This window comes from Leeuwenhoekiella palythoae, from assembly GCF_020310025.1.
GTDB classification, from domain to species: Bacteria; Bacteroidota; Bacteroidia; order Flavobacteriales; family Flavobacteriaceae; genus Leeuwenhoekiella; species Leeuwenhoekiella palythoae.
This window is the reverse complement of the sequence record NZ_CP084318.1, coordinates 1236557-1258690: the sequence shown is the minus strand read 5'-3', so window position 1 is coordinate 1258690 and position 22134 is coordinate 1236557. Positions and strand designations below refer to the sequence as shown.

At 40.1% G+C, this 22134-nt stretch carries 15 protein-coding genes; all 15 read left to right on the top strand.

Annotated elements, in window-relative coordinates; all coding sequences use genetic code 11:
- The first annotated feature begins 5 nt into the window (after window positions 1–5).
- The 15 genes from LDL79_RS05330 to LDL79_RS05260 all read left to right on the top strand — a co-directional run bounded on the left by LDL79_RS05330 (window position 6) and on the right by LDL79_RS05260 (window position 22123).
- Window positions 6–1337 (top strand): cytochrome P450, encoded by a 1332-nt coding sequence (locus LDL79_RS05330; protein WP_225599440.1) that lies wholly within the window; start codon window positions 6–8, stop codon window positions 1335–1337.
- Complete coding sequence (gene queG, locus LDL79_RS05325; RefSeq protein WP_394372607.1) at window positions 1330–2271, top strand: tRNA epoxyqueuosine(34) reductase QueG; 942 nt, start codon at window positions 1330–1332, stop codon at window positions 2269–2271. Before LDL79_RS05330 ends, queG begins: the two co-directional genes overlap by 8 nt.
- A gap of 94 nt (window positions 2272–2365) precedes the next feature.
- Window positions 2366–3844 carry an MFS transporter gene (locus LDL79_RS05320; RefSeq protein ID WP_167598145.1) on the top strand — a complete coding sequence of 493 codons (1479 nt, stop codon included), beginning with the start codon at window positions 2366–2368 and terminating at the stop codon, window positions 3842–3844.
- A 106-nt stretch (window positions 3845–3950) separates the two neighbouring features.
- Window positions 3951–6260, top strand: a complete 2310-nt coding sequence (locus LDL79_RS05315) for an NADP-dependent malic enzyme (protein ID WP_225599439.1) — start codon at window positions 3951–3953, stop codon at window positions 6258–6260.
- A 73-nt stretch (window positions 6261–6333) separates the two neighbouring features.
- A complete protein-coding gene (ruvA, locus tag LDL79_RS05310; protein ID WP_225599438.1) occupies window positions 6334–6915 on the top strand; it encodes a Holliday junction branch migration protein RuvA in 582 nt (193 codons plus the stop codon).
- 72 nt (window positions 6916–6987) lie between these two features.
- Window positions 6988–14229: a T9SS outer membrane translocon Sov/SprA gene (gene sov / locus LDL79_RS05305; protein WP_225599437.1), complete on the top strand. Its 7242-nt coding sequence runs from the start codon at window positions 6988–6990 to the stop codon at window positions 14227–14229.
- 12 nt (window positions 14230–14241) lie between these two features.
- Complete coding sequence (gene gcvH / locus LDL79_RS05300; RefSeq protein ID WP_167598143.1) at window positions 14242–14622, top strand: glycine cleavage system protein GcvH; 381 nt, start codon at window positions 14242–14244, stop codon at window positions 14620–14622.
- Window positions 14615–15001, top strand: coding sequence for a VanZ family protein (locus tag LDL79_RS05295; RefSeq protein ID WP_167598142.1), 387 nt, complete (start codon window positions 14615–14617; stop codon window positions 14999–15001). Before gcvH ends, LDL79_RS05295 begins: the two co-directional genes overlap by 8 nt.
- Window positions 15002–15058: 57 nt before the next feature.
- On the top strand, window positions 15059–15787 hold the full coding sequence (locus LDL79_RS05290; RefSeq protein WP_072983124.1) for an energy transducer TonB: 729 nt from the start codon (window positions 15059–15061) through the stop codon (window positions 15785–15787).
- A gap of 112 nt (window positions 15788–15899) precedes the next feature.
- Window positions 15900–16676, top strand: a complete 777-nt coding sequence (locus LDL79_RS05285; RefSeq protein WP_225599436.1) for an energy transducer TonB — start codon at window positions 15900–15902, stop codon at window positions 16674–16676.
- 137 nt (window positions 16677–16813) lie between these two features.
- Window positions 16814–18922, top strand: a complete 2109-nt coding sequence (locus tag LDL79_RS05280; protein WP_225599435.1) for a gliding motility protein RemB — start codon at window positions 16814–16816, stop codon at window positions 18920–18922.
- Between the two features lie 10 nt (window positions 18923–18932).
- The gene (locus LDL79_RS05275) at window positions 18933–19334 is read left to right on the top strand and encodes a Dabb family protein (protein ID WP_225599434.1); all 402 of its coding nucleotides are present in this window, start codon (window positions 18933–18935) and stop codon (window positions 19332–19334) included.
- A 187-nt stretch (window positions 19335–19521) separates the two neighbouring features.
- Window positions 19522–20415, top strand: coding sequence for a heme o synthase (gene cyoE / locus LDL79_RS05270; RefSeq protein ID WP_072983838.1), 894 nt, complete (start codon window positions 19522–19524; stop codon window positions 20413–20415).
- Window positions 20415–21008 (top strand): cytochrome c oxidase subunit 3, encoded by a 594-nt coding sequence (locus tag LDL79_RS05265; protein WP_225599433.1) that lies wholly within the window; start codon window positions 20415–20417, stop codon window positions 21006–21008. Before cyoE ends, LDL79_RS05265 begins: the two co-directional genes overlap by 1 nt.
- 131 nt (window positions 21009–21139) lie before the next feature.
- Window positions 21140–22123: a cytochrome c oxidase subunit 3 gene (locus LDL79_RS05260; protein ID WP_072983133.1), complete on the top strand. Its 984-nt coding sequence runs from the start codon at window positions 21140–21142 to the stop codon at window positions 22121–22123.
- Window positions 22124–22134: the final 11 nt, after the last annotated feature.

Here is a 22134-nt window from a genome sequence, read left to right as displayed (position 1 = left end):
AAGTTATGGCTAAGCCTTTTCCTAAAGTTTCCATGATTCAGTTTTTAAGATCGGCTTTGTCCATTTTGAAAAACCCGTTGCCTTTTCATAAACGGAATTTTGAGGCCAAAGGCGATACGTTTCAGTTGAAGATCGGTTTTTCCAGAAGTGTTCTTTTTTCAAGGGATGCCCGTTTTGCGCAGCACGCGCTTCAGAAAAATCAAAAAAACTATCAGAAATCACCCATTCAAACGAAAGATCTTGCAAAATATGTGGGTCGTGGATTATTAACTGCAAATGGAGAGCATTGGGCAAAACAGCGCAAACTCATTCAGCCGGCATTTCACAAAAAAAACCTGCATGGTTTACTACATAAAGTAGATGAAGTTATTCAGAAGGAACTTAGTAAAATAGAGCCGGAGAAAACCTTTGATATTTTTCCGGTATTTAATGATCTGGCGTTTAACACGGTTGTACAGGCGTTATTTAGTAATGTGATTGATCAGCAAGACATCAACAGATTGCAAAATATTACAGAACGCAATCAGCGTATGATGGTCAAAGAATTGCGACAGCCGTATTTAAATTGGTGGTTTCACCTTTCAGGAGCTTTAAAAAATGCATTAAATGAATCTTTAGAAGCGCGGCAAATTCTAAGTAAGCTTATCGATGCGCGTATTGCGAGCGAAACCCGTCACGATGATTTACTTGATATGCTGCTCGATGCACGATATGAGGATGACACGGCTATGAGTCAGGAGCAACTTATTGATGAGATTTTAATACTTTTCATTGCGGGGCACGAGACTACTTCAAATGCCTTGACTTTTACAGCGGCTCTTTTAGCCCGAAATCCTAAAATACAAGAAAAGCTTTATGTCGAAGCATTAAAAGCACAAGAAGAATCTGATCTCTTGAAGAAAATCAAAAAGTTGACCTATACTAATCAAGTGATTAACGAAGCTATGCGGTTGTATCCGCCGGCGTATTTTATTGATCGCATAAGTATTGATGACGATCAATTTGAAGAATTTGAGATTGAAGCAGGGACCAATATTTTATTTTCCATTTTTGAAATTCACAGGCACACCGATTTTTGGGAGCAGCCTGACACATTTAATCCGGATCGTTTTGCTGACGATAGCTTAAAATATTCTCCATATTACTATCCATTTGGGGCTGGGCCACGTATGTGTATCGGTAATAATTTTGCAATGTATGAGATGGTATTGGCGGTAAGTCAGGTGATTTGCAAGTTCAAGATTCAAGAAGAAGCATCTCCAATCGCTATTAATCCGTTGATCACATTAAAACCCAAAGACGTCTTGCTCACCTTTATACCTAGAGATCGTGAATAACACCAAAGCTAAACATACCGCTTGGATCAAAGCTAAAGCTAAGGAGTTGGGTTTTATGAGTTGTGGTGTTTCTAAGGCTGGCTTTCTAGAGCAAGAAGCGCCACGTCTTGAAGATTGGTTGAATAAAAATCGAAATGGTGAAATGCATTATATGGGAAACCATTTTGATAAACGCTTAGACCCCAAGTTGCTAGTTCCCGGAGCGAAGAGTGTAGTTTCGTTACTACTGAATTATTATCCTGAAGAAACCCAGCGAGAAGATTCGTATAAGATTTCTAAGTATGCTTACGGAACAGATTATCATTTTGTAATCAAAGATAAGCTGAAGGGTTTTCTCGAAGCTATCAGAGCGCAAATTGGAGAAGTAGATGGTAGAGCTTTTGTAGATTCGGCTCCTGTATTGGATAAAGCCTGGGCGGCAAAAAGTGGTTTGGGATGGGTAGGCAAAAACAGTAACCTGTTAACTAAACAAGTAGGTTCGTTCTTTTTTATTGCCGAATTGATTATTGATCTGGAACTGGAATACGACACTCCGGTTACTGATCATTGCGGTTCTTGTACGGCTTGTATTGATGCGTGTCCTACACAAGCGATTGTAGATCCTTATGTGGTTGATGGTAGTAAATGCATCAGCTATTTTACGATCGAATTAAAAAATGAAATACCTGATTATGCTAAAGGTAAGATGGACGACTGGATGTTTGGGTGTGATGTATGTCAGGATGTATGCCCGTGGAACCGGTTTTCAAGACCCCATAAAGAACCCTTATTTAATCCCAAACCGGAGTTGCTTCAGTATTCTAAAAAGGAATGGAAAGAACTGACCCAGGAGGTTTTTTCAGAAATTTTTAAAAAGTCACCGGTAAAGCGTACAAAGTTTAGCGGCTTAAAGCGGAATATTGATTTCTTAGAGGACATCAAAGATCCTGAGTAAGATTTATTTTCTACACTGCTTACTAAGTTATTTTTGCATTTTATATCGTAATATTATTAATTGCTAATCGAAAACGTTTGAAATTTGTGCTATTATGAATAAAGTATTGAGTACCCTAAAAAAGCCTAATCTTTCTTTTTGGCAAATATGGAATATGAACGTTGGGTTTTTTGGTATTCAATTCAGTTTTGGACTGCAACAAACTGCTATAAATCCTATATTTTCCTTTTTGGGAGCAGATCACGCAGATTTGCCGCTGCTTAATCTTGCGGGTCCTGTTACCGGTTTATTGATTCAGCCTATTATTGGGGCGATTTCAGATAAAACCTGGTTGCCTAAATGGGGCGGGCGTAGAAAGCCGTTTTTTCTCATAGGGGCTATTTTGGGAAGCTTATGTTTGTTTGCCTTTCCGTATAGTCCAGAGTTGTGGTTTGCTGTTGGTTTATTGTGGATTCTTGATGTTGGGAATAACACCGCGATGGAGCCTTATAGGGCTTTTGTGGGAGATAAGCTTAATGATGACCAGTTAACCTTTGGTTATCAAATGCAGAGCCTTTTTGTGGGTGCCGGGATCACCATTGCTAACTTCTCGCTTTTTCTGTTTCAGGATTGGTTTGGCTCGTCTGCAGAGCAAAGTGCTGCATTGTGTTCTACGGCGACAGAGACGGTCTCTAATATTCCTACTTGGGTGTATTACTCCTTTTTTCTTGGTGCAATAGCTTCGGTGTTAACGATTAGTTGGTCGGTTTGGAAAACTCCTGAAATTCCTCCGTCAGATGAAGCTTTAGCAGCTTTAAAAAAGGAAAAAAGAGATTCAACCTTTTTACAACGTATTCAAGAACCTTTTGCTGAGATCATCGGGGCTATTGGCAATATGCCTTCGATGCTAAAAAAACTAGCTGCCGTTTATTTCTTTCAGTGGTATGCGCTATTTGTGTACTGGCAATTTGTGACGCCCATGCTACGCAATAGTATTTATGGCTTGACCAATGAAGATAATCAGCGTTTTGAGGCAATTATGGAAGCTTGTAAATCTGGCGGAACCGTAGGTACAGGAGACACTGCTTTTGCTCAAAATTTTCAGATGGTCTCAGAGCAAGCTTTAGCACAGACCGGTTTAATGAACGGAACCTATAATTTTGTGACGATGATCGTGGCGCTGGCTCTAGTTCCTTTTGCTAAAAAATACGGTTCTCGTAATGTTTATGTGCTGAGTTTAGTCTTTACCGGAATTGCCTTATTAAGTATGCCGTTCATCACAAATGAATATGCGCTTCTCATCCCAATGGTCCTTTTTGGTATTGGTTGGGCTGCAATGATGGGTATTCCTTATGCGATGGTTTCTAAAGTGATTCCTGAAGAAAAACGAGGTGTTTATATGGGAATTGTAAATATGATGATCGTGATTCCTATGCTGATACAAACGGTTACGTTTGGCCCTATAATTAAAAATCTACTTGGGGATAATGCGGTAAACGCGATCCTTTTTGGTGGTGTGTTTTTTATCATTGCGGCGCTTTTAGCACTGCGTCTCAAAAAGAGCTATTCGTCTGATGAGATCAAATTGCGCTAAGCGTTAAAATTTTGATACTGTCAAAATTGCGGCAAGGAAACCTTGATATTTCTTAGGGTGATTCAATAATAGGCTTACTTTTGTACTACTAGCAAACACTTAAATTATGAGTAAAGAAAGTAAGCGCCGTGAGGCTTTAGTATACCATGCCAAACCAAAGCCAGGTAAAATTGCGGTTGTACCTACTAAAAAATATTCTTCACAAAGAGATTTGTCGTTAGCCTATTCTCCTGGGGTTGCAGAGCCTTGTCTGGAGATCGAAAAAGACAAAGAAAACGCATATAAATATACAGCCAAAGGAAATCTAGTTGCTGTGATTTCTAACGGAACAGCCGTTTTAGGTCTGGGCGATATTGGTCCTGAAGCTTCAAAACCGGTGATGGAGGGGAAAGGCCTGCTGTTTAAGATTTTTGCAGGAATTGACGTTTTTGATATAGAAGTTGATACTAAAGATGTAGATGCTTTTATTGAAACCGTAAAGAATATTGCACCAACCTTTGGTGGAATTAATTTAGAAGATATCAAAGCTCCTGAAGCTTTTGAAATCGAACGTCGTTTAAAAGAAGAGCTTGATATTCCGGTAATGCACGATGATCAGCACGGTACCGCCATCATTTCTGCGGCAGCCTTATTAAATGCGGTCGAACTAACTAATAGAAAGATGGAAGACATTCGCATTGTAGTAAGTGGTGCGGGTGCTGCAGCGGTTTCTTGTACGCGGCTTTATAAAGCATTTGGAGCAAAAGCAGAAAATATCGTGATGCTTGACAGTAAAGGAGTCATACGTAGCAATCGTGCAAACCTTACGGTGGAAAAAGCTGAGTTTGCATCTGATCGTAAAATTGATACACTTTCAGAAGCTATGGTTGATGCAGATGTGTTTATCGGGTTGTCCATTGCAGATATTGTTTCGCCGGAAATGCTTCAGTCTATGGCGCCTAATGCGATCGTTTTTGCCATGGCAAATCCAAATCCGGAGATCGATTATAATCTTGCGATGGACACACGCGACGATATCATAATGGCAACAGGAAGATCTGACCATCCTAACCAAGTGAATAATGTACTTGGTTTCCCATTTATTTTTAGAGGAGCGCTAGATGTGCGTGCCACAAAAATTAATGAAGAAATGAAGATGGCTGCGGTAAAAGCCTTAGCCGAACTCGCTAAAGAATCGGTGCCTGAACAGGTGAATATTGCCTACGGCGAAACCAGACTGAACTTTGGTAGCGATTATATTATCCCAAAACCTTTTGACCCAAGATTGATTGCAAAGGTTCCGCCGGCGGTTGCAAAAGCCGCGATGGATAGTGGCGTAGCCCGTGAACCTATTACGGATTGGGTGAAATATGAAGACGAACTGCACGAGCGTATGGGCTCAGATAATAAAATTGTACGTCTTATACTCAACCGTGCGAAAACAGAGCCTAAGCGTATTGTATATGCTGAAGCTGATCAACTAGATGTTCTAAAAGCAGCGCAAATCATTCACGATGAAGGTATTGGTGTCCCGGTATTGTTAGGAAATCGTGAGACCATTATTGAGCTTATGGAAGAGCTTGATTTTGATGCAGATGTGCAAATCATAGATCCTAAAACTCCTGAAGAAAAACCGAAGCTCAACGAGTATGCACAAATTTACTGGCAAGAGCGCAAGCGTAAAGGGGTTACACTCTATGATGCGCAGCGTTTATTGAGACAGCGTAATTACTATGCATCTATGATGGTGAAGCAAGGGGATGTTGATGCGATGATTACAGGATATAGCAGCAGTTATCCTTCGGCGGTAAAACCGGTTCTTGAAGTAATTGGTTCGGCGCCAAATGTTCAGAAAGTAGCTGCGGCCAACTTGATGAACACCAGTCGTGGGCCTTTATTCTTAGCAGATACTTCCATCAATATTGAACCCACCGCAAAAGAATTGGCAAAAATCGCATTGATGACAGCACGTACGGTGCGTCTCTTTGGGATGGAGCCGGTAATTGCTATGATCTCATATTCTAACTTTGGATCTTCAAAAAATCCGCAGGCAGATAAGGTGCGCGAAGCGGTTTCCTACTTACATAAATATTACCCTGATCTCGCAGTTGATGGTGAGGTGCAAGCAGATTTTGCTCTTAATGCTGAAATGTTGAAGAGTAAATTTCCATTCTCAAAGCTAGCCGGGAAAAAGGTGAACACCTTTGTATTCTCCAATATCGATTCAGCCAACATTATGTACAAAATGGTTAAAGAATTGAACAATGCTGATAATATTGGGCCTATTATGATGGGGATGAACAAACCGGTTCATGTATTGCAACTGGGAGCAAGTGTAGATGAAATCGTAAATATGTCTGCTGTTGCCGTAATTGACGCGCAGCAGAAAGGAAAAAAGCTTCAAGAAGAATTATTAGGAGAAGCAAATAAAGCATAAAACCTAGATAGAACAGGCTTTAGGTGTGTTGATTAATTTTAATACATTTGAAGCCTTAACCTTTTATTAGCAGATGATTACTTTTTTAAGAGGCAAGTTGGTCGAAAAAAACCATACTGATGTCGTTATAGAATGTAACGGTATTGGCTACTTTGTAAATATTTCGCTACATACATTTTCGTTGTTGCCAGATGGGGAGAGCATTATGCTTTATACTTATCTGCACATCAAAGAAGATTCACATACACTTTATGGTTTTGCTCATAAATCTGAACGTGAGATCTTTAAATTGTTAATTTCTGTGAGTGGGGTGGGCACGAGCATTGCGCGCACGATGCTTTCTTCTCTTGAACCTAGTCAAGTGAAACAGGCGATCGCGACCGGCGATGTTAAAACCATTCAGGGGGTAAAAGGTATTGGGGCTAAAACCGCACAACGCGTCATTTTAGATCTAAAAGATAAAATTCTTAAAGTTTATGATATTAATGAAGTTTCTCCTATAGCAGACAATACCAATAAAGAAGAAGCGTTATCAGCTTTAGAGACCTTAGGTTTTGCGCGTAAGCAGGCTGAGAAAGTTTGTACGGCGATCGTGCGCGATGAGCCGCAAGCTTCGGTAGAGACGATCATTAAATTAGCACTAAAAAAACTGTAATAGACATTGGGTACAAAACTACGCTGGTTTTCCTTACAAATGCTATTTATCTCTGGGACACTTTTGTGTTCTATGCCCGTATTTGCACAGGAAGAAGAGCAAGATTCTACCCAAACAGGAGTGAGTTTAGGCAAACTGAGCCTTAAAAACCCTAACTCTATTGTTGCCAAATATACCTACGATCCACTTACAGACAAGTACATTTATACCGAGACTTTAGGTCAATACAACATCAATTATCCGCGTATTCTTACACCAGATGAATTTAAAGAGCTGGTGAAAAAAGAGCGCATGAAAACCTATTTTCAGCAGAAAATAGCAGCGGTTGATGGCCGTACCGAAGAAGGAAAAGAAAGTCAAAACGGCTTACTGCCTATTTACTATGTAGAATCTGACTTTTTTGAATCTATTTTCGGTGGAAATACTATAGAATTTACTCCACAAGGTTCGGTGGAAATGGACATTGGTGGATTGTTTACCAAACAAGATAATCCTAGTTTTTCTCCGCGTAACCGAAGCAATTTCAGTTTTGATTTTGACCAGCGTATCAGTTTAAGCTTGCTGGGTAAAGTAGGATCACGACTGCAGGTGAATGCGGTTTATGATACTGAGTCGACCTTCAATTTTCAAAATCAGATCAAATTAGAATACACGCCTAATGAGGATGATATTGTTCAGAAGATTGAAGTAGGTAATGTAAGTATGCCGCTCAATAGTGCGCTTATTCAGGGTTCGCAAAGTCTATTTGGGGTAAAAACACAGCTGCAGTTTGGAAAAACAACCATTACAGGCGTGTTCTCTGAGCAGCAATCCCAAACCAATCAAGTAGTTGCTCAAGGCGATGGAACAATTCAGGATTTTGATATTTATGCGTTAGAATATGACGAGAACCGGCATTATTTCCTGGCGCAGTATTTTAGAGATAATTACGATAGAGCATTAGCAAATTATCCTTTTATCAATTCTAATGTGCAAATCACGCGTATTGAGGTTTGGGTTACAAACCGTACGCAACGATTTGAAAACACCCGAAACATTGTTGCAATTCAGGATATTGGGGAGTCAGACCCTGCTAAGATAGGTTTGCCTACAATTCCGGGAGGCTTTGTTAATCTTCCGGCAGGAGCCTATCCGCGCAACAGTAGTAATGATTTTAACCCGTTTGGTATTGATGGTACCGGCCAGTCTGTGCTTACTTCTGCTATTCGTGATGTAGCTACTGTACAACAGGGATTTGGCGGAGTGCAAGTTGCTGACGGATCTGACTATGTTTCTTTAGAAAATGCGCGCCAACTGACCGCTGCAGAATATACCCTAAACACCCAATTAGGATATATCTCCTTAAATCAACGACTCAATAACGACGAGGTCCTGGCGGTAGCCTTTCAATATACGGTAAATGGAGAAGTGTATCAGGTAGGGGAGTTTGCTAACGATGGCGTTGACGCTACCAGTGGCGCTTATGCAGATACAGACGGTGATGGAGTGCCTGATATTGTAGATGTAGATCCTGACGGTGATGGCGTTAATAATAACGGTCAGGATACTGACGGCGACCAGATTGCTGATGCTGCTGATGCTGATCAGACTAACGGTAGCGATATCAATAACGACGGAATTTTAGACAGTTTTATAACACCCGGCCAGGGAGGTACTTCTCAGGCGTTAGTGGTAAAATTGCTTAAGAGTAATATCACAGATGTTGAAGAACCCATCTGGGATCTGATGATGAAAAACATCTATGGACTCGGGGTAGGCCAGTTAGAAGCGGATGGGTTTAGGATGAATATTGTCTATAACTCTCCTTCGCCAATAAATTATATTACTCCTGCCGAAGGTGGCCCGGCGCTACCTGACGATGTTGCTAACACGCCCTTACTTAATGTTTTTAACCTTGACCGACTCACACAATACGGTGACCCGCAAGTGGGAGGGGATGGTTTCTTTGATTTTCAAGAAGGAATCACGGTTAACGTGCAAAACGGAAGCATCATTTTTACTTCGGTTGAGCCTTTTGGGGAATACCTGTTTGATAAACTGCGCACGACAGCAGGTGAGAATTATGAGAATTCAGATACGTATAATGCCAATCAGCGCAAGTACGTATACACTTCATTATACGAGTCTACCAAAACCATTGCGCAGGACAATGCTGATAAAAATCTGTTTCAACTGCAAGGAACTTTTAAATCCACACAAGAAGAGGGGATTCCTATAGGTGCGTTTAATATTCCACAAGGTTCGGTTACAGTAACTGCCGGAGGTCGTGTTCTTCAGGAAGGTTTAGATTATTCGGTAGATTATGCAAGAGGCCGCGTGATCATTTTAGATCAGGCGCTTAAGGGGTCTGGTGTTCCTATTCAGGTTTCTACCGAAAACAATGCTTTATTTGGTCAGCAGACCAAGCGTTTTACAGGGTTAAATGTAGAGCATCAGTTCAATGAGAATTTTATGATTGGGGGTACTTTACTCAATCTTAATGAGCGTCCCTTAACACAAAAAGCAACGTACAGCTTTGAGCCCATCAACAATACAATCTTTGGTTTTAATGCGAATTATTCCACCGAAGTTCCCTTTTTAACGCGACTTGTAAACAAGCTTCCTAATATTGATACCGATGTGCCTTCTAATATTTCGGTTAGAGGTGAGGTTGCTTATTTGATTCCGGGGCAACCCAAAGCCACTGAATTTGGTGGGGAAGCGGCTTCGTATATTGATGATTTTGAAGGAACACAAACCTCGCTAGACATCAGTTCGCCTTTGCAATGGTTTTTATCTTCTGCACCTATAGATTTTGGGGGCGAACTTTCTAATGGAGATTTGAGAACGGGGTATCAACGCGCAAAGTTGGCGTGGTACACAATAGATCCTATATTTTACACCAGTCAGCGCCCTGATGGAATAACAGACGCTGATGTTTCAACTTATGCGACGCGTCGTGTTTTTAGAGATGAGATTTTTCCGGAACAGGATATTATTGCAGGAACCACTCAGGCATTATTTACACTGGATCTAGCATTTTACCCGGGAGAGCGCGGACCGTATAATTACAGTTTGGATGCTCAGGATGGTATTTTAGAAAATCCGGTGGAGAATTTTGGAGGCATTATGCGTCAATTTGCTTCAACAGATTTTGAGCAGCAAAACGTGGAGTTCATTGAGTTTTGGGTAATGGATCCATTTATCTATGCTGAAAATGCAACCAATACCGGTGGACGTTTGACTATAGATCTAGGAAATATTTCTGAAGATGTCTTGAAGGATGGTCGAAAACAATACGAAAATGGGTTGCCACAAGACGGCTCTGGGAGCAATACAGTTGCGACTTCTTGGGGTAAAGTGCCCACCAATCAAGCGCTGATCTATGCTTTTGATACCGAAGGTGAGCAGCGCACCAATCAAGATGTTGGATATGACGGCCTGAGCGATGATCAAGAAGCGGTAAATTTTCCGGAGTTTGCCGGTCTGGAAGATCCTTCGGCAGATAACTATCAATATTTTGTTGCAGCAAATGGTTCGGTTTTAAACCGATATAAAAACTATAACGGCCTAGAAGGAAACTCTCCGGTTGATGTTTCTCAAACCGATAGAGGTTCAACCACGGTTCCTGATGTAGAAGATTTCAATAGAGATTTTTCTATGAATACTGTTGACAGTTACTATGAATATCAAATGGAAATCACGCCGCAAAGTCTTGATATTTCAAACGAATTTATAGTTGATCAGCGGGATATTGAAGTGACGCTTCAAAATGGAAATACGATGCCGGTGACCTGGTATCAATTTAAAATACCTATCAGTGAGCCTACGGGTAGTAAAGGTGGTATTAACGATTTTAGATCTATTCGCTTTATGCGTATGTATATGAGCGGCTGGGAAGACCCTACGGTGCTGCGTTTTGGTGCGTTTGACTTGGTGCGTGGAGATTATCGTCGCTACTTATACACGCTTGATCCTGACGAATCAGACCCATCAACTGAGAATACGCGTTTTGAAGTTACTTCGGTAAATATTGAAGAAAACAACAATCGTAACCCTATTCCTTATGTGTTGCCTCCGGGTGTTTACAGGGAAGAGCTTATCAATAACAATAACAATATTAGACAGAATGAGCAGTCGCTGTCTTTAACGGTTTGCGATCTAGAAACGCAAGATAGTAGAGCGGTATATAAAAATTTCAGGTTAGACATGCGTCAGTATGAAAACCTAGAAATGTTTATACACTTAGAATCTCTGATCAATGAAGTGGCTATTCAAGAAAATGAAATGGTCGCGATCATTCGTATGGGGACCGACTTAACTTCTAATTTTTACCAGATTGAATTGCCGCTGACCCCAACTGCGTTTGGAACGACAAGTCCTGATCTGATTTGGCCTGAAGCTAATCAGCTCAAAGTGCCTTTGGATGTTCTACAAACAGTAAAAGCGACATTCTTTAATGGTAGTTATAATACACTACTAGATGAGATTACCTATTTTGATGAAGAAGGGAATCCTATCGCAGACCCTGCCGGAACGCCTTATGAAACCGGAAAAGTTCGAGTAGGTATTCAAGGGAATCCAAGTTTTGGAGATGTCCGCGTGTTGATGCTGGGGCTTAAAAATGGAAATGACGAAGGTCGCTCAACAGTATGCGCCGAAGCTTGGTTTAATGAATTGCGTTTGTCTGGTTTACAAAACGAAGGCGGCTGGGCCGGAATTGTAAATATGGATGCTAATCTCGCAGACTTTGCTACGTTTTCAGGAACGGCAAGACAATCTACTACCGGTTTTGGTAGTATTGATGCGGGACCAAATCAGCGTGCTCGTGAGGATGTGAAGTCGTATGATGTGGTTACCAACGTGAATTTAGGACAACTATTGCCGCAAAAGTGGGGCATTAAAGTGCCATTTAATTACGCCAAAGGCGTTGAGACCATCACGCCACAATACGACCCGTTATATACTGACTTAGAATTAGATGACAGGTTGGCTTCTGCGTCTTCAGAAGCAGAACGTGAACGTATTAAGGAAATCGCAATTGAGCGCACCAAGCGAGAGAGCATCAACTTTATTGGTGTACGTAAAGAGCGCACAGGAGATAAAAAACCGATGCCGTGGGATATTGAGAATTTTACATTTGCCTACAGTCATAATCAGGAAGAACACAAAGATTTTGAGATTGAGCAATCAGTAAATAAAAATGTGCGGGCGGGAGCGACATATACGATGGCATTTCAGCCAAAAACAGTGGAGCCTTTTAAGAAGAATGATTCTCTATTTGCCAACAAATATTGGAAGCTCTTAAAAGACTTCAACTTTAATTATTTGCCGGCTAGCGTTAATATCTCATCTAATATTACGAGACAATTTAGTCAGCAACGCTTTAGAGATATTCTTGCGACAGAAGGCTCTATTCCTATCCCAGAATATTTGCAACGCAATTATCAGTTTGACCGCAACTTTACGATCAACTTTCCGGTTACGAAATCCTTGCGCATCAACCTCGATCAATATCAGAACCGCGTAGTGCGTAATTATTTGAATCCGGATAGTTCTATAGATGAAAACGCCGGTGGTGTTTATTCGCAATTTTTTGATGTAGGGACACCTGATCGTCACAATCAGACCATGCAGCTTAATTATGACTTGCCGGTAAACAAACTTCCGTTTTTAGATTTTGTAAAATCTACCTATTCGTACAGTGCAGATTTTCAGTGGACGCGTGGTTCGTATCAATTACAAACCTTAGAGGGAATACCTGATCTTGGGAATTCGGTTCAAAATGCAAATACCCACGCATTGCAGACAACCTTAGATATGAAAACGCTTTACGATGCGATCGGCTTGTCTAAAAAATCTGCAGGCCCTTCTTCTAGATCAGACCGTAGTCGGGCTGTTCCTACCTTAGGGACACCAACACAGCCTAAGCAACAGCAAGAAGAGAATACGTTGAGCGCCGGCGAAAAGGCTACCAATACATTGATAGGTATTGCAACCGGTATTAAGCGTATTCAGGTTAATTATGAGCAAAATAATGGGACCTATCTTCCCGGGTATTTGCCTGGAGTAGGCTTTTTAGGTACAGTGCGACCTACAACAGCTTTTGTATTCGGAAGTCAGGCAGAGGTTAGAGATTATGCTGCGAGACAAGGTTGGCTTACCTTATACCAAGAATATAATGAGCAGTATAGCGAAGTTGAAAACCGAAATCTAGACATTCAGGCACAGACGAGTTTTCTTGAAGATCTTACGATCGATATTAATATGAATCGTATTTATCAGGAAACCTATAATGAAAACTATAGAGTAAACCCGACGACTTTAGAGTACAATAGCCTTACCGGAAACACATTAGGGAATTACAGTATTTCTACCTTAATGATCGGTACAGCGTTTAACTCGAGTTCGCTAGAATCATCGGCTAATTTTAATCGTTTCCGAAGCAATCGCCTTGTGATCGCTGAGCGTCTTGCAGAGGACTTTTATGGGAATGACCAGTACCCAAGAGATGAAAATGGCTATCCGGTGGGCTTTGGTCGCACGAGTCAGCGTGTATTGTTGCCCGCATTTTTATCGGCATACACGCCAGGGAATGCTTCAAATGTTTCTTTAGGCGCGTTTAGAAGTTTTCCGTTGCCTAACTGGAATTTAAAATACACCGGGTTGATGAAGTTAGATTGGTTTAAAAAACGGTTTAAGCGTTTTTCTATCAATCACGGGTATCAGGCGGGTTATACGATCAATCAATTCCGTACAAATTTAAATTATGATCGGGATTTGAATAATGATCCTAGCGATGCGCAAACCAATCAGGCGGGAGACTTTTTGAACCCCACGTTGTATTCAAATATCAACTTAACCGAATTATTTTCACCCTTGGTGCGACTGGATTTTGAGATGAATAATTCAGTAAAGATTTTAGCCGAATTGAGAAAAGATCGTACCCTGTCATTGAGTTTTGATAATAACTTGCTTACCGAAATTCACGGAAACGAATACATAATAGGGCTGGGATATCGACTAAAAGATATTAGATTTGCCACCAGAATTGCAGGACGACAAACCGTTTTAAAAAGTGATTTAAATTTTAGGGCAGACCTGTCGTTGCGGCAAAATGAGACCATTGTGCGTTATTTAGATCTTGAAAATAGTCAGATAACGGCCGGTCAGGATATTTATGGCTTGACATTTAAGGCAGATTACGCGTTGAGTAAAAACCTAACCGCGATCTTTTATTATGATCACGCGTTTGCCACGTATGCGATTTCAACCGCATACCCGCAAACCACCATACGTTCAGGAATAACATTAAGATATAATTTCGGAAATTAATTAACACTAACTATGAGTTTACCAGCTGATTTAAAATATACAAAAGACCACGAGTGGGTGCGTATAGAAGGAGATGTTGCAACCGTGGGCATTACTGATTTTGCTCAGGGAGAATTAGGCGATATCGTTTATGTAGAAGTAGAAACCGAAGGGGAGACCTTAGATCGCGAAGAGGTTTTTGGTACGGTTGAAGCCGTAAAGACAGTTTCAGATTTATTTTTGCCGCTTACCGGTGAGATCATTGAATTCAATGCAGATCTTGAGTCTGAGCCCGAAGCAGTAAACGAGGACCCATACGGTAAAGGGTGGATGATAAAAATTAAATTTAGCGATGAGAGCGAATTAGAAACGCTTTTAGACGCATCTGCCTACCAAGAAATTATAGGTGGTTAACCTTTTAAAAATTGCGGTTTACATCTATACGGCATTTATCGCATTTGTTTGTTTAATGCCCATGCCGCACATAAGTGATGCGCCAAAAGATAGCGACAAGATCGTTCATCTCTTGGCGTATACTTTTTTTGTAGGCCTGTGGTTTTTGTTTTTTTATTGTTTGAAGCAAAAAAAAGACAATTTTTTGCCTGCTTTGATAAAATCTTGCATACTTGCTTTTATTTATGGTATAATTATTGAGATTTTACAGGGTGAGTTAACAACCTCTAGGTCAGCAGATTTTAATGATGTGTTAGCAAATAGTATTGGGATTGTAATAGGAATACTGCTTGTATTCCTTGCAAAAACTCAATTTATTAAGCTAAAATCAAAACTTTAATTTCGAGTTGATACTATTTTTAATTAAATTAGCAATCCTTAATAACTAAAGATTCACATGGAACCTAAGAAAAATCCTAAAGCAGATCTAAGTAAAAGAAGTGTACTCTTCTTTCAGTTAGGTCTTATTCTGATACTCGGGCTGAGTTATTTGGCTATCGAGTGGAAGACGTATGAGAAAGAGGCCATTGATATCGGACAATTACAGATGGACGATATGCTTGAAGAAGATGTGCCTATTACAGAGTTAAACACGCCACCTCCACCACCGCCACCTCCACCGCCACCACCGGCTCCGGAGCAAATCGAAGTTGTTGAGGATGATGTTGAAATCGAAGAAACTGTAATAGAGTCTACTGAAACAAGTCAAGAAGAAGAGATTGTTGAGGTTGAAGAGGTTTCTTTTGAGGAAGAAGAGGTTATCGAAGATGTACCGTTTGCAGTAATCGAGAACGTACCGGTTTACCCTGGTTGCGAAGGAGAGAAAGGCAACGATGCAAAGAAAAAATGTATGTCTGAGAAGATTAGCCAGTTTGTAAACCGAAAGTTTAATACTGAATTAGGTAGTGAACTAGGTTTATCCGGAATCAATCGTATCTATGTACGTTTTAAAATCGATCAAAAAGGAAACATCGTTGATATAGGATCACGTGGGCCACACCCTCGTTTAGAGCAGGAAGCTGCACGTGTGATTAAACTATTGCCACAAATGACTCCTGGTATGCAGCGAGGAAAGGCAGTAGGGGTATTATACTCATTACCAATTGTGTTCCAAGTTCAAGATTAATTCTTGAATTCATAGAAAATTTAAAATCCCGTCCACGAAAGTGCGACGGGATTTTTTTGTGGCAAGCTTATTGTTAAAGTTTTATCGAATATTAATCATTAAAACTTTTCTTATGAAAAATTCACAAGAAAGCTCAAAAGTCGCTCGGCAAAGCGATAATCGAGCTACAAGCAAGCACGACGTAAATTTACGTAAAAACAATGTGGTCCATTTTCAAGTGGGATTGATCTTGGCTTTAATTTTAGCAATTATTGTTATTGAGCTGAAATCACCCTTGCTCGCTCAAGAACCGCCAAAAATGAATGATGTTGCTGTGGTTTCCTTTAATGACGATTGGAATGAGCCCATTCGTCGGGAGGTTAAAAAGCCTGAAGCGCCAAAACCGGTTGTAGTGTCTCTTGATGTTCCACCTATTGTAGACGAGGAATTGCCAGAGACTTTAGAACTTGAAGTTGAAACTCCAGAGCCTACTTCAGAAGCGCCAGATCTTACGGATATTGAGCCGGTTCCTGACGATGAGCCTGTTATATGGGTCCCTTTTATGGCTGTGGAAACTGTTCCTGTCTTTCCGGGTTGTGAGGGGTTAAAGAGCAATGCAGAACGCAAAGCCTGTATGCAAGAAAAAATGAATGCGCACATCAGTAAAAATTTTGATACTTCTTTAGGCGATAAGTTTGGTCTAAAGGGAATGAACAAAGTAGATGTGCAGTTTACCATTGATGAGTATGGTGAAATTATTGATCTCCAAACACGAGCACCGCATCCTGCTTTAGAGAAGGAAGCTATACGTGTTATGGAAAAACTCCCTTCTATGGAACCGGGAAAGCAAAGAGATCGCAAAGTGCGTGTTATTTACTCTCAGCCCATTTGGTTTAAAGTTCAAAATTAGATGATATAGAACTACCTTTATAAAAAGCGTCTGCAACTTGTTGCAGACGCTTTTTTGTTTTTAGCAGTCTTCACTTTATACGGCTTAGCTGCTTTTTAAAAAAATACTATCTTTCGTCTCCTAAATCTTTTGAGTCCATGTCATTGAAGACTTTTGCTTTTGGTTGCATATTGCTTATTTCAACTTCTGGAATAGCGCAACTCATAAGCGGCAATTTTGAAAAATATCCTGTTTTTAGTTCGTGTGAGACGGTTGCTGCTGCAGATTCTAAAGACTGTTTTAATCAAACCCTTATCGCTAAAATAAAGACGGAGTTTAAGATTCCACAGGATATTTTAGACACCAACTATAAGGGAGATATGGTTGTGCTTTTTGAGGTGACAAAAGAAGGGGTATTTAAGGTGATCAACATTACTGCAGTATCTGAAGCTTTAAGAGAAGAACTTAAGCGTGTTTTTGATGAGCTTCCTAAAGTGAAGCCGGCAACCTATAATGGTAGGCCTACGTATATGCAGTTTAGTATGCCTATTCCTGTTCCTGAAGGGCTTCGGTCTGCAGCAGATTCTTTAGAGGTTAACAATAAATCATACGGGGTAACGCCGGTGCAGGATATGGAATCTGAATACGATGCAATTAAAACATTTCCTTTTAAAAATAGAGAATACAACTCTGAGTTGTACATACCTTTTTCGCATCAAACCTACAGCAGATTTGATAAAGAGATGAATGCTGTTGGCACTAATGCGCATACTGCCGGGAAGCCTTTTATTTATTCCGAGGTTAATAAATATTACGACTTTAAAGAGAAGCGCGAAAGTATATATAAGGATAAGGAGTCTTGGTTTGGTCGTAAATTATGGAATGAACATATGGTGACGTTGCAGGGAGAAGACTACTGGTTTACGCTTGATCCAGCAGCAGATTTACAGTTGGGTTTTGAAACCGCAGATAACGAAGATCAAAGTTTCACTTATAATAATACGCGGGCTTTAATTTTTCAAGGCGGACTAGGAGAGAAGCTCAATTTTTATACGGTCTTTTATGAGAGTCAAGGTACGTTTGCGGGTTATTTTAACCGCTATGCGCGTTCTATTGCTCCAGACGGCGGTAATCCCGCGATTGTACCGGGAAGGGGAGTAGCTGCAGAAGCTGCTGACGGTAATTTTGACTATCCGGTTGCAGAGGCTTATTTGTCGTATTCACCTAGTAAATATTTTAATTTTCAATTTGGTCACGGTAAAAATTTTATCGGTGATGGTTACCGCTCGTTACTTTTAAGTGATAATGCGAGTCCGTATCCCTTTTTTAAAATGAGTACTAGCTTTTGGAAATTTAAATATGCCAACACGTGGATGTCCTTAAGAGATGTGCGCTCTGATGTGGTTGAGAATGGTTCTTTTAAAACCAAATTTATGGCCAATCACTACCTGAGTTTTAATGCGACCAAGCGATTAAATATAGGTCTCTTTGAGAATGTGATTTGGACTAACGATAGCGATCGTGGTTTTGATCTTAATTATTTGAATCCAATTATTTTTTATCGGGCCATTGAATTTTCAACGGGTTCCCGCGGCGGAAATGCTCTAATAGGTTTGAGTGCGAAGTATAAGTTCAGCAATCAGTTTAATGCGTACGCACAGGTGATCATAGATGAATTTTCTACAGGAGCTGTTTTTAGTTCTACTAAAAGTTTTCAGAACAAGCAGGGCGTTCAGTTGGGGGTAAAATATTATGATGCGTTTAATGTAGACAACCTTCAACTGCAACTGGAGTTTAATCAAGTTCGGCCTTATGTGTATAGCAATAATGAGATCATTTTAAATTATGGTCATAACAACCAGTCGATGGCGCATTTGTGGGGAGCGAATTTTAGAGAGCTCATCGCTATTGCGCGCTACCAGAATGACCGCTGGTACGGTACTGCTAAAGCCATTTATGGAAAACGTGGTTTTGAGATAGGGGATATTGATGATGTTTATTATGGAGGAAGCATATACGGAAATGATGAAAATATTCCGAGTGAATTTGGTATTGAAATCGGTCAAGGAAATACCGCAACAACGCTCATTGGCGATTTTGAGTTGGGCTATATTGTAAATCCTTCAACCAATTTTAAATGCTACGCTAATGTGCTCTACCGAAATCACACGATAGATCAATTTGATCCCGTGAACCTTGAGGAAAGTACGGTCTGGGTGAATTTTGGTATTCGTACAGATATTTTTAACTGGTATTTTGATTATTAAACTATTACAAATGAAAGCAGCACTTTTAGGGTTACTTATTATGTTGAGTACTCTTGCAACATCTTGCAAAAATGAAACAACGCCTATGAAAGAATTTGATACCAATTTTGCTCACGTAGTGTATTTCTGGTTGAAAAATCCAGAGAGTCAACAAGATCGAAGCGCTTTTGAAGCTTCTTTGAAGAAATTTTTAAGTACCAGCGATTATGCACAAACTCAATTTATAGGTACGCCGGCCAATACGCCTCGAGAGGTGGTTGACAATAGCTGGACGTATTCTATCATTTTGACTTTTCCATCTAAAGAAATTCAGAATAAGTATCAGCAAGAACCTGTACACCTCAAATTTATCGAAGAGTCTGAGGATCTTTGGGAGCGCGTTCAGGTTTATGATGCTGTTGGTTTAGAGTGATTTGCCAAGGTTAATCGATCTGTACTTTTTGTGAAAACATACCCGGTTTTCAGTTAAGACCTTTTATTTCATTCTCATCTAAAACCGTGCTTTGTTGAGCGTTTATATTAAGTGTTGATTTGGTTGTGTAAAAGCACTTCGTGCAGTATCTTTGCACGACTTTTTAAAGCCCTTGAATAACACACTTTTGAGCCTCGTAGAAACCCATAAATCACCTTCATCTATCTGGATTGATTTTAAAGAAATCACTAAGATGCGGCTTGCCATTAGCGTGGTTTTTTCTAGTATGGCAGGTTATCTCTTGGGGGCTTACACTTTAGATTGGGTTACTATTGTGATGCTTGCTGTTGGCGGATATTTAATGGTGGGCGCTTCTAATGCTTATAATCAGATTTTAGAAAAAGACCTCGATGCCTTAATGGATCGCACCAAAAATCGCCCGGTACCTTCCGGCCGAATGTCTGTGCGTACTGCTTTTGTAATCGCTTGCGTTTTTACTATTCTAGGGTTGGTGACGCTCTATTATATCAATCCTATTACCGCAGTTTTCGGAGGGATTTCAATATTTCTATACGTTTGTGTGTATACGCCTTTAAAGACTAAAACACCACTTTCTGTATTTGTAGGAGCATTTCCTGGGGCTATTCCATTTATGATGGGCTGGGTTGCCGCAACAGGTGATTTTGGTATCGAAGCCGGTACCTTATTTATGCTTCAGTTTTTTTGGCAATTTCCGCATTTCTGGGCAATCGGTTGGTTTTTGTACGAAGATTATAAAAAAGGCGGGTTCTTTATGTTACCTACCGGAAGACAAGACCGCGGTACGGCCGTGCAGGTGGTTCTGTACACGATCTGGACGATATTGGTTTCTCTAATTCCTGTTTTTGGCGTCACCGGCAGGTTGTATTTAACGCCTGTGTCGGCAGTGTTGGTGGGGATTTTAGGTCTTGTACTATTGTACTATGCCATTCGCTTATTCAGATTTAAAAATAATGTTACAGCAAAACGATTGATGTTGTCAAGTGTAAGTTATATCACCTTGATTCAGATCATTTATGTGGCTGATAAATTTTTGAGATAATGGATTATACTTCACAATCAGAACAAACCAAAATTGCACGTTCTAAAAAGATGATGCTTTGGTTTGGAATTATTAGTCTTTCCATGATGTTTGCCGGCTTGACTAGTGCATACATTGTAAGTAGTGAGCGTCGTGATTGGTTGCGTGATTTTGAATTGCCACAGGCGTTTTACATCAGTACATTTATAATTATACTTAGTAGTTTGACTATGCTTGTTGCCAAGCAAGCAGTTAAAACGAGTAAGAAAGGCTTAGCGACTATAATGCTGCTCCTCACACTAGGTCTGGGAATTGCCTTCGTAGTTTACCAGTTCATAGGTTTTGATCAGATTATTGCTAACGGTTATTTCTTTACCGGAAGTGAAAGCACCGTGACCACTTCTTTTATTTATGCTTTTGTAATTAGTCATATTGTGCACGTTGCAGCCGGATTAATAGTGTTGTTGGTCGTGATCGTGCAGCAATTGCGCAGGAAGTATACTAAAGATCAGATGCTTGGTTTATCTTTAGGGGCGACCTTCTGGCATTTTGTAGATATTCTCTGGGTCTACCTCTTCTTGTTTTTCATATTTGCAGACGATTTAATTCATTAACATTTGATCTCGCAAATACTAAGAATTCTTAAAAATTCTTTTTTTTGAATGGTTATAAATACCGATTATTGCTTTGAAAAGCATTTTTAAAATACCTATTTTTGCAACGCTTATAAACCCGATATTAAAATATGGACGCTACTGCTGTTAAAACAGGCACAGAAGGCAAAATTTGGGGAGGTGGAGAAGCTCAACCTCTCAAAGCTAGCTACGGAAAGATGATGATGTGGTTTTTCATTCTTTCTGATGCACTTACCTTTTCAGGATTTCTTGCCGCTTATGGATTTTCTAGATTTAAATTTGTTAACCAGTGGCCTATAGCCGATGAAGTGTTTACACACTTTCCCTTTTTACATGGTGTTGATGCACCAATGTATTATGTGGCTTTAATGACTTTCATATTGATCTTTTCATCGGTAACTATGGTTCTTGCAGTTGATGCAGGGCATCATATGAAAAAGAACAAAGTAATATGGTATATGTTCTTTACCATTTTAGGTGGTTTTATATTCGTGGGTTCTCAAGCTTGGGAATGGGCGAATTTCATCTCAGGTGAGTATGGAGCAATTGAAACTAAAGGAGGTAAAATACTTCAAGTAGTTAATGCTGAAGGTGAGCAAGTAGCTCTAGAAAGTTTTGCTGTAGAATTACCAAGTGCCAGAACACAGCTTACCAAGAGCGAAGCATTGTGGTACGAGTCAGAAAGTTCTATGCCTGATTTTGATCTTGCAGAAGTAGTTGAAGGCTTCAAAGCAAATCCTGATCTATTAATTCGCACGCAATTACTTACCGAAGCAGGTGAGAAAACTATTCTTTCTCGTGAAGAGTCTCTTGCAAAATTAGAAAATGACGCAATGGGTGTTGTTCAGGGTGCAAACCTTATTCATAATGAGTACGGTCCACCACTTTTTGCAGATTTCTTTTTCTTCATCACAGGATTCCACGGATTCCACGTATTCTCGGGTGTGATCATCAACATCATTATTTTTATCAACGTGATCTTAGGTACTTATGAGCGTAGAGGAAGTTATGAGATGGTTGAGAAGGTAGGTTTATACTGGCACTTTGTAGATTTAGTGTGGGTATTCGTATTTACATTCTTCTACTTAGTTTAATAATAAAGGAT

Coding starts and splice junctions, on each gene's coding strand:
- LDL79_RS05315 (WP_225599439.1), top strand. CDS start 3,951: ATGAGTAAAGAAAGTAAGCGCCGTGAGGCTTTAGTATACCATGCCAAA.
- LDL79_RS05320 (WP_167598145.1), top strand. CDS start 2,366: ATGAATAAAGTATTGAGTACCCTAAAAAAGCCTAATCTTTCTTTTTGG.
- sov (WP_225599437.1), top strand. CDS start 6,988: ATGCCCGTATTTGCACAGGAAGAAGAGCAAGATTCTACCCAAACAGGA.
- LDL79_RS05280 (WP_225599435.1), top strand. CDS start 16,814: ATGTCATTGAAGACTTTTGCTTTTGGTTGCATATTGCTTATTTCAACT.
- ruvA (WP_225599438.1), top strand. CDS start 6,334: ATGATTACTTTTTTAAGAGGCAAGTTGGTCGAAAAAAACCATACTGAT.
- gcvH (WP_167598143.1), top strand. CDS start 14,242: ATGAGTTTACCAGCTGATTTAAAATATACAAAAGACCACGAGTGGGTG.
- LDL79_RS05275 (WP_225599434.1), top strand. CDS start 18,933: ATGAAAGCAGCACTTTTAGGGTTACTTATTATGTTGAGTACTCTTGCA.
- LDL79_RS05290 (WP_072983124.1), top strand. CDS start 15,059: ATGGAACCTAAGAAAAATCCTAAAGCAGATCTAAGTAAAAGAAGTGTA.
- LDL79_RS05260 (WP_072983133.1), top strand. CDS start 21,140: ATGGACGCTACTGCTGTTAAAACAGGCACAGAAGGCAAAATTTGGGGA.
- LDL79_RS05330 (WP_225599440.1), top strand. CDS start 6: ATGGCTAAGCCTTTTCCTAAAGTTTCCATGATTCAGTTTTTAAGATCG.
- LDL79_RS05285 (WP_225599436.1), top strand. CDS start 15,900: ATGAAAAATTCACAAGAAAGCTCAAAAGTCGCTCGGCAAAGCGATAAT.
- LDL79_RS05265 (WP_225599433.1), top strand. CDS start 20,415: ATGGATTATACTTCACAATCAGAACAAACCAAAATTGCACGTTCTAAA.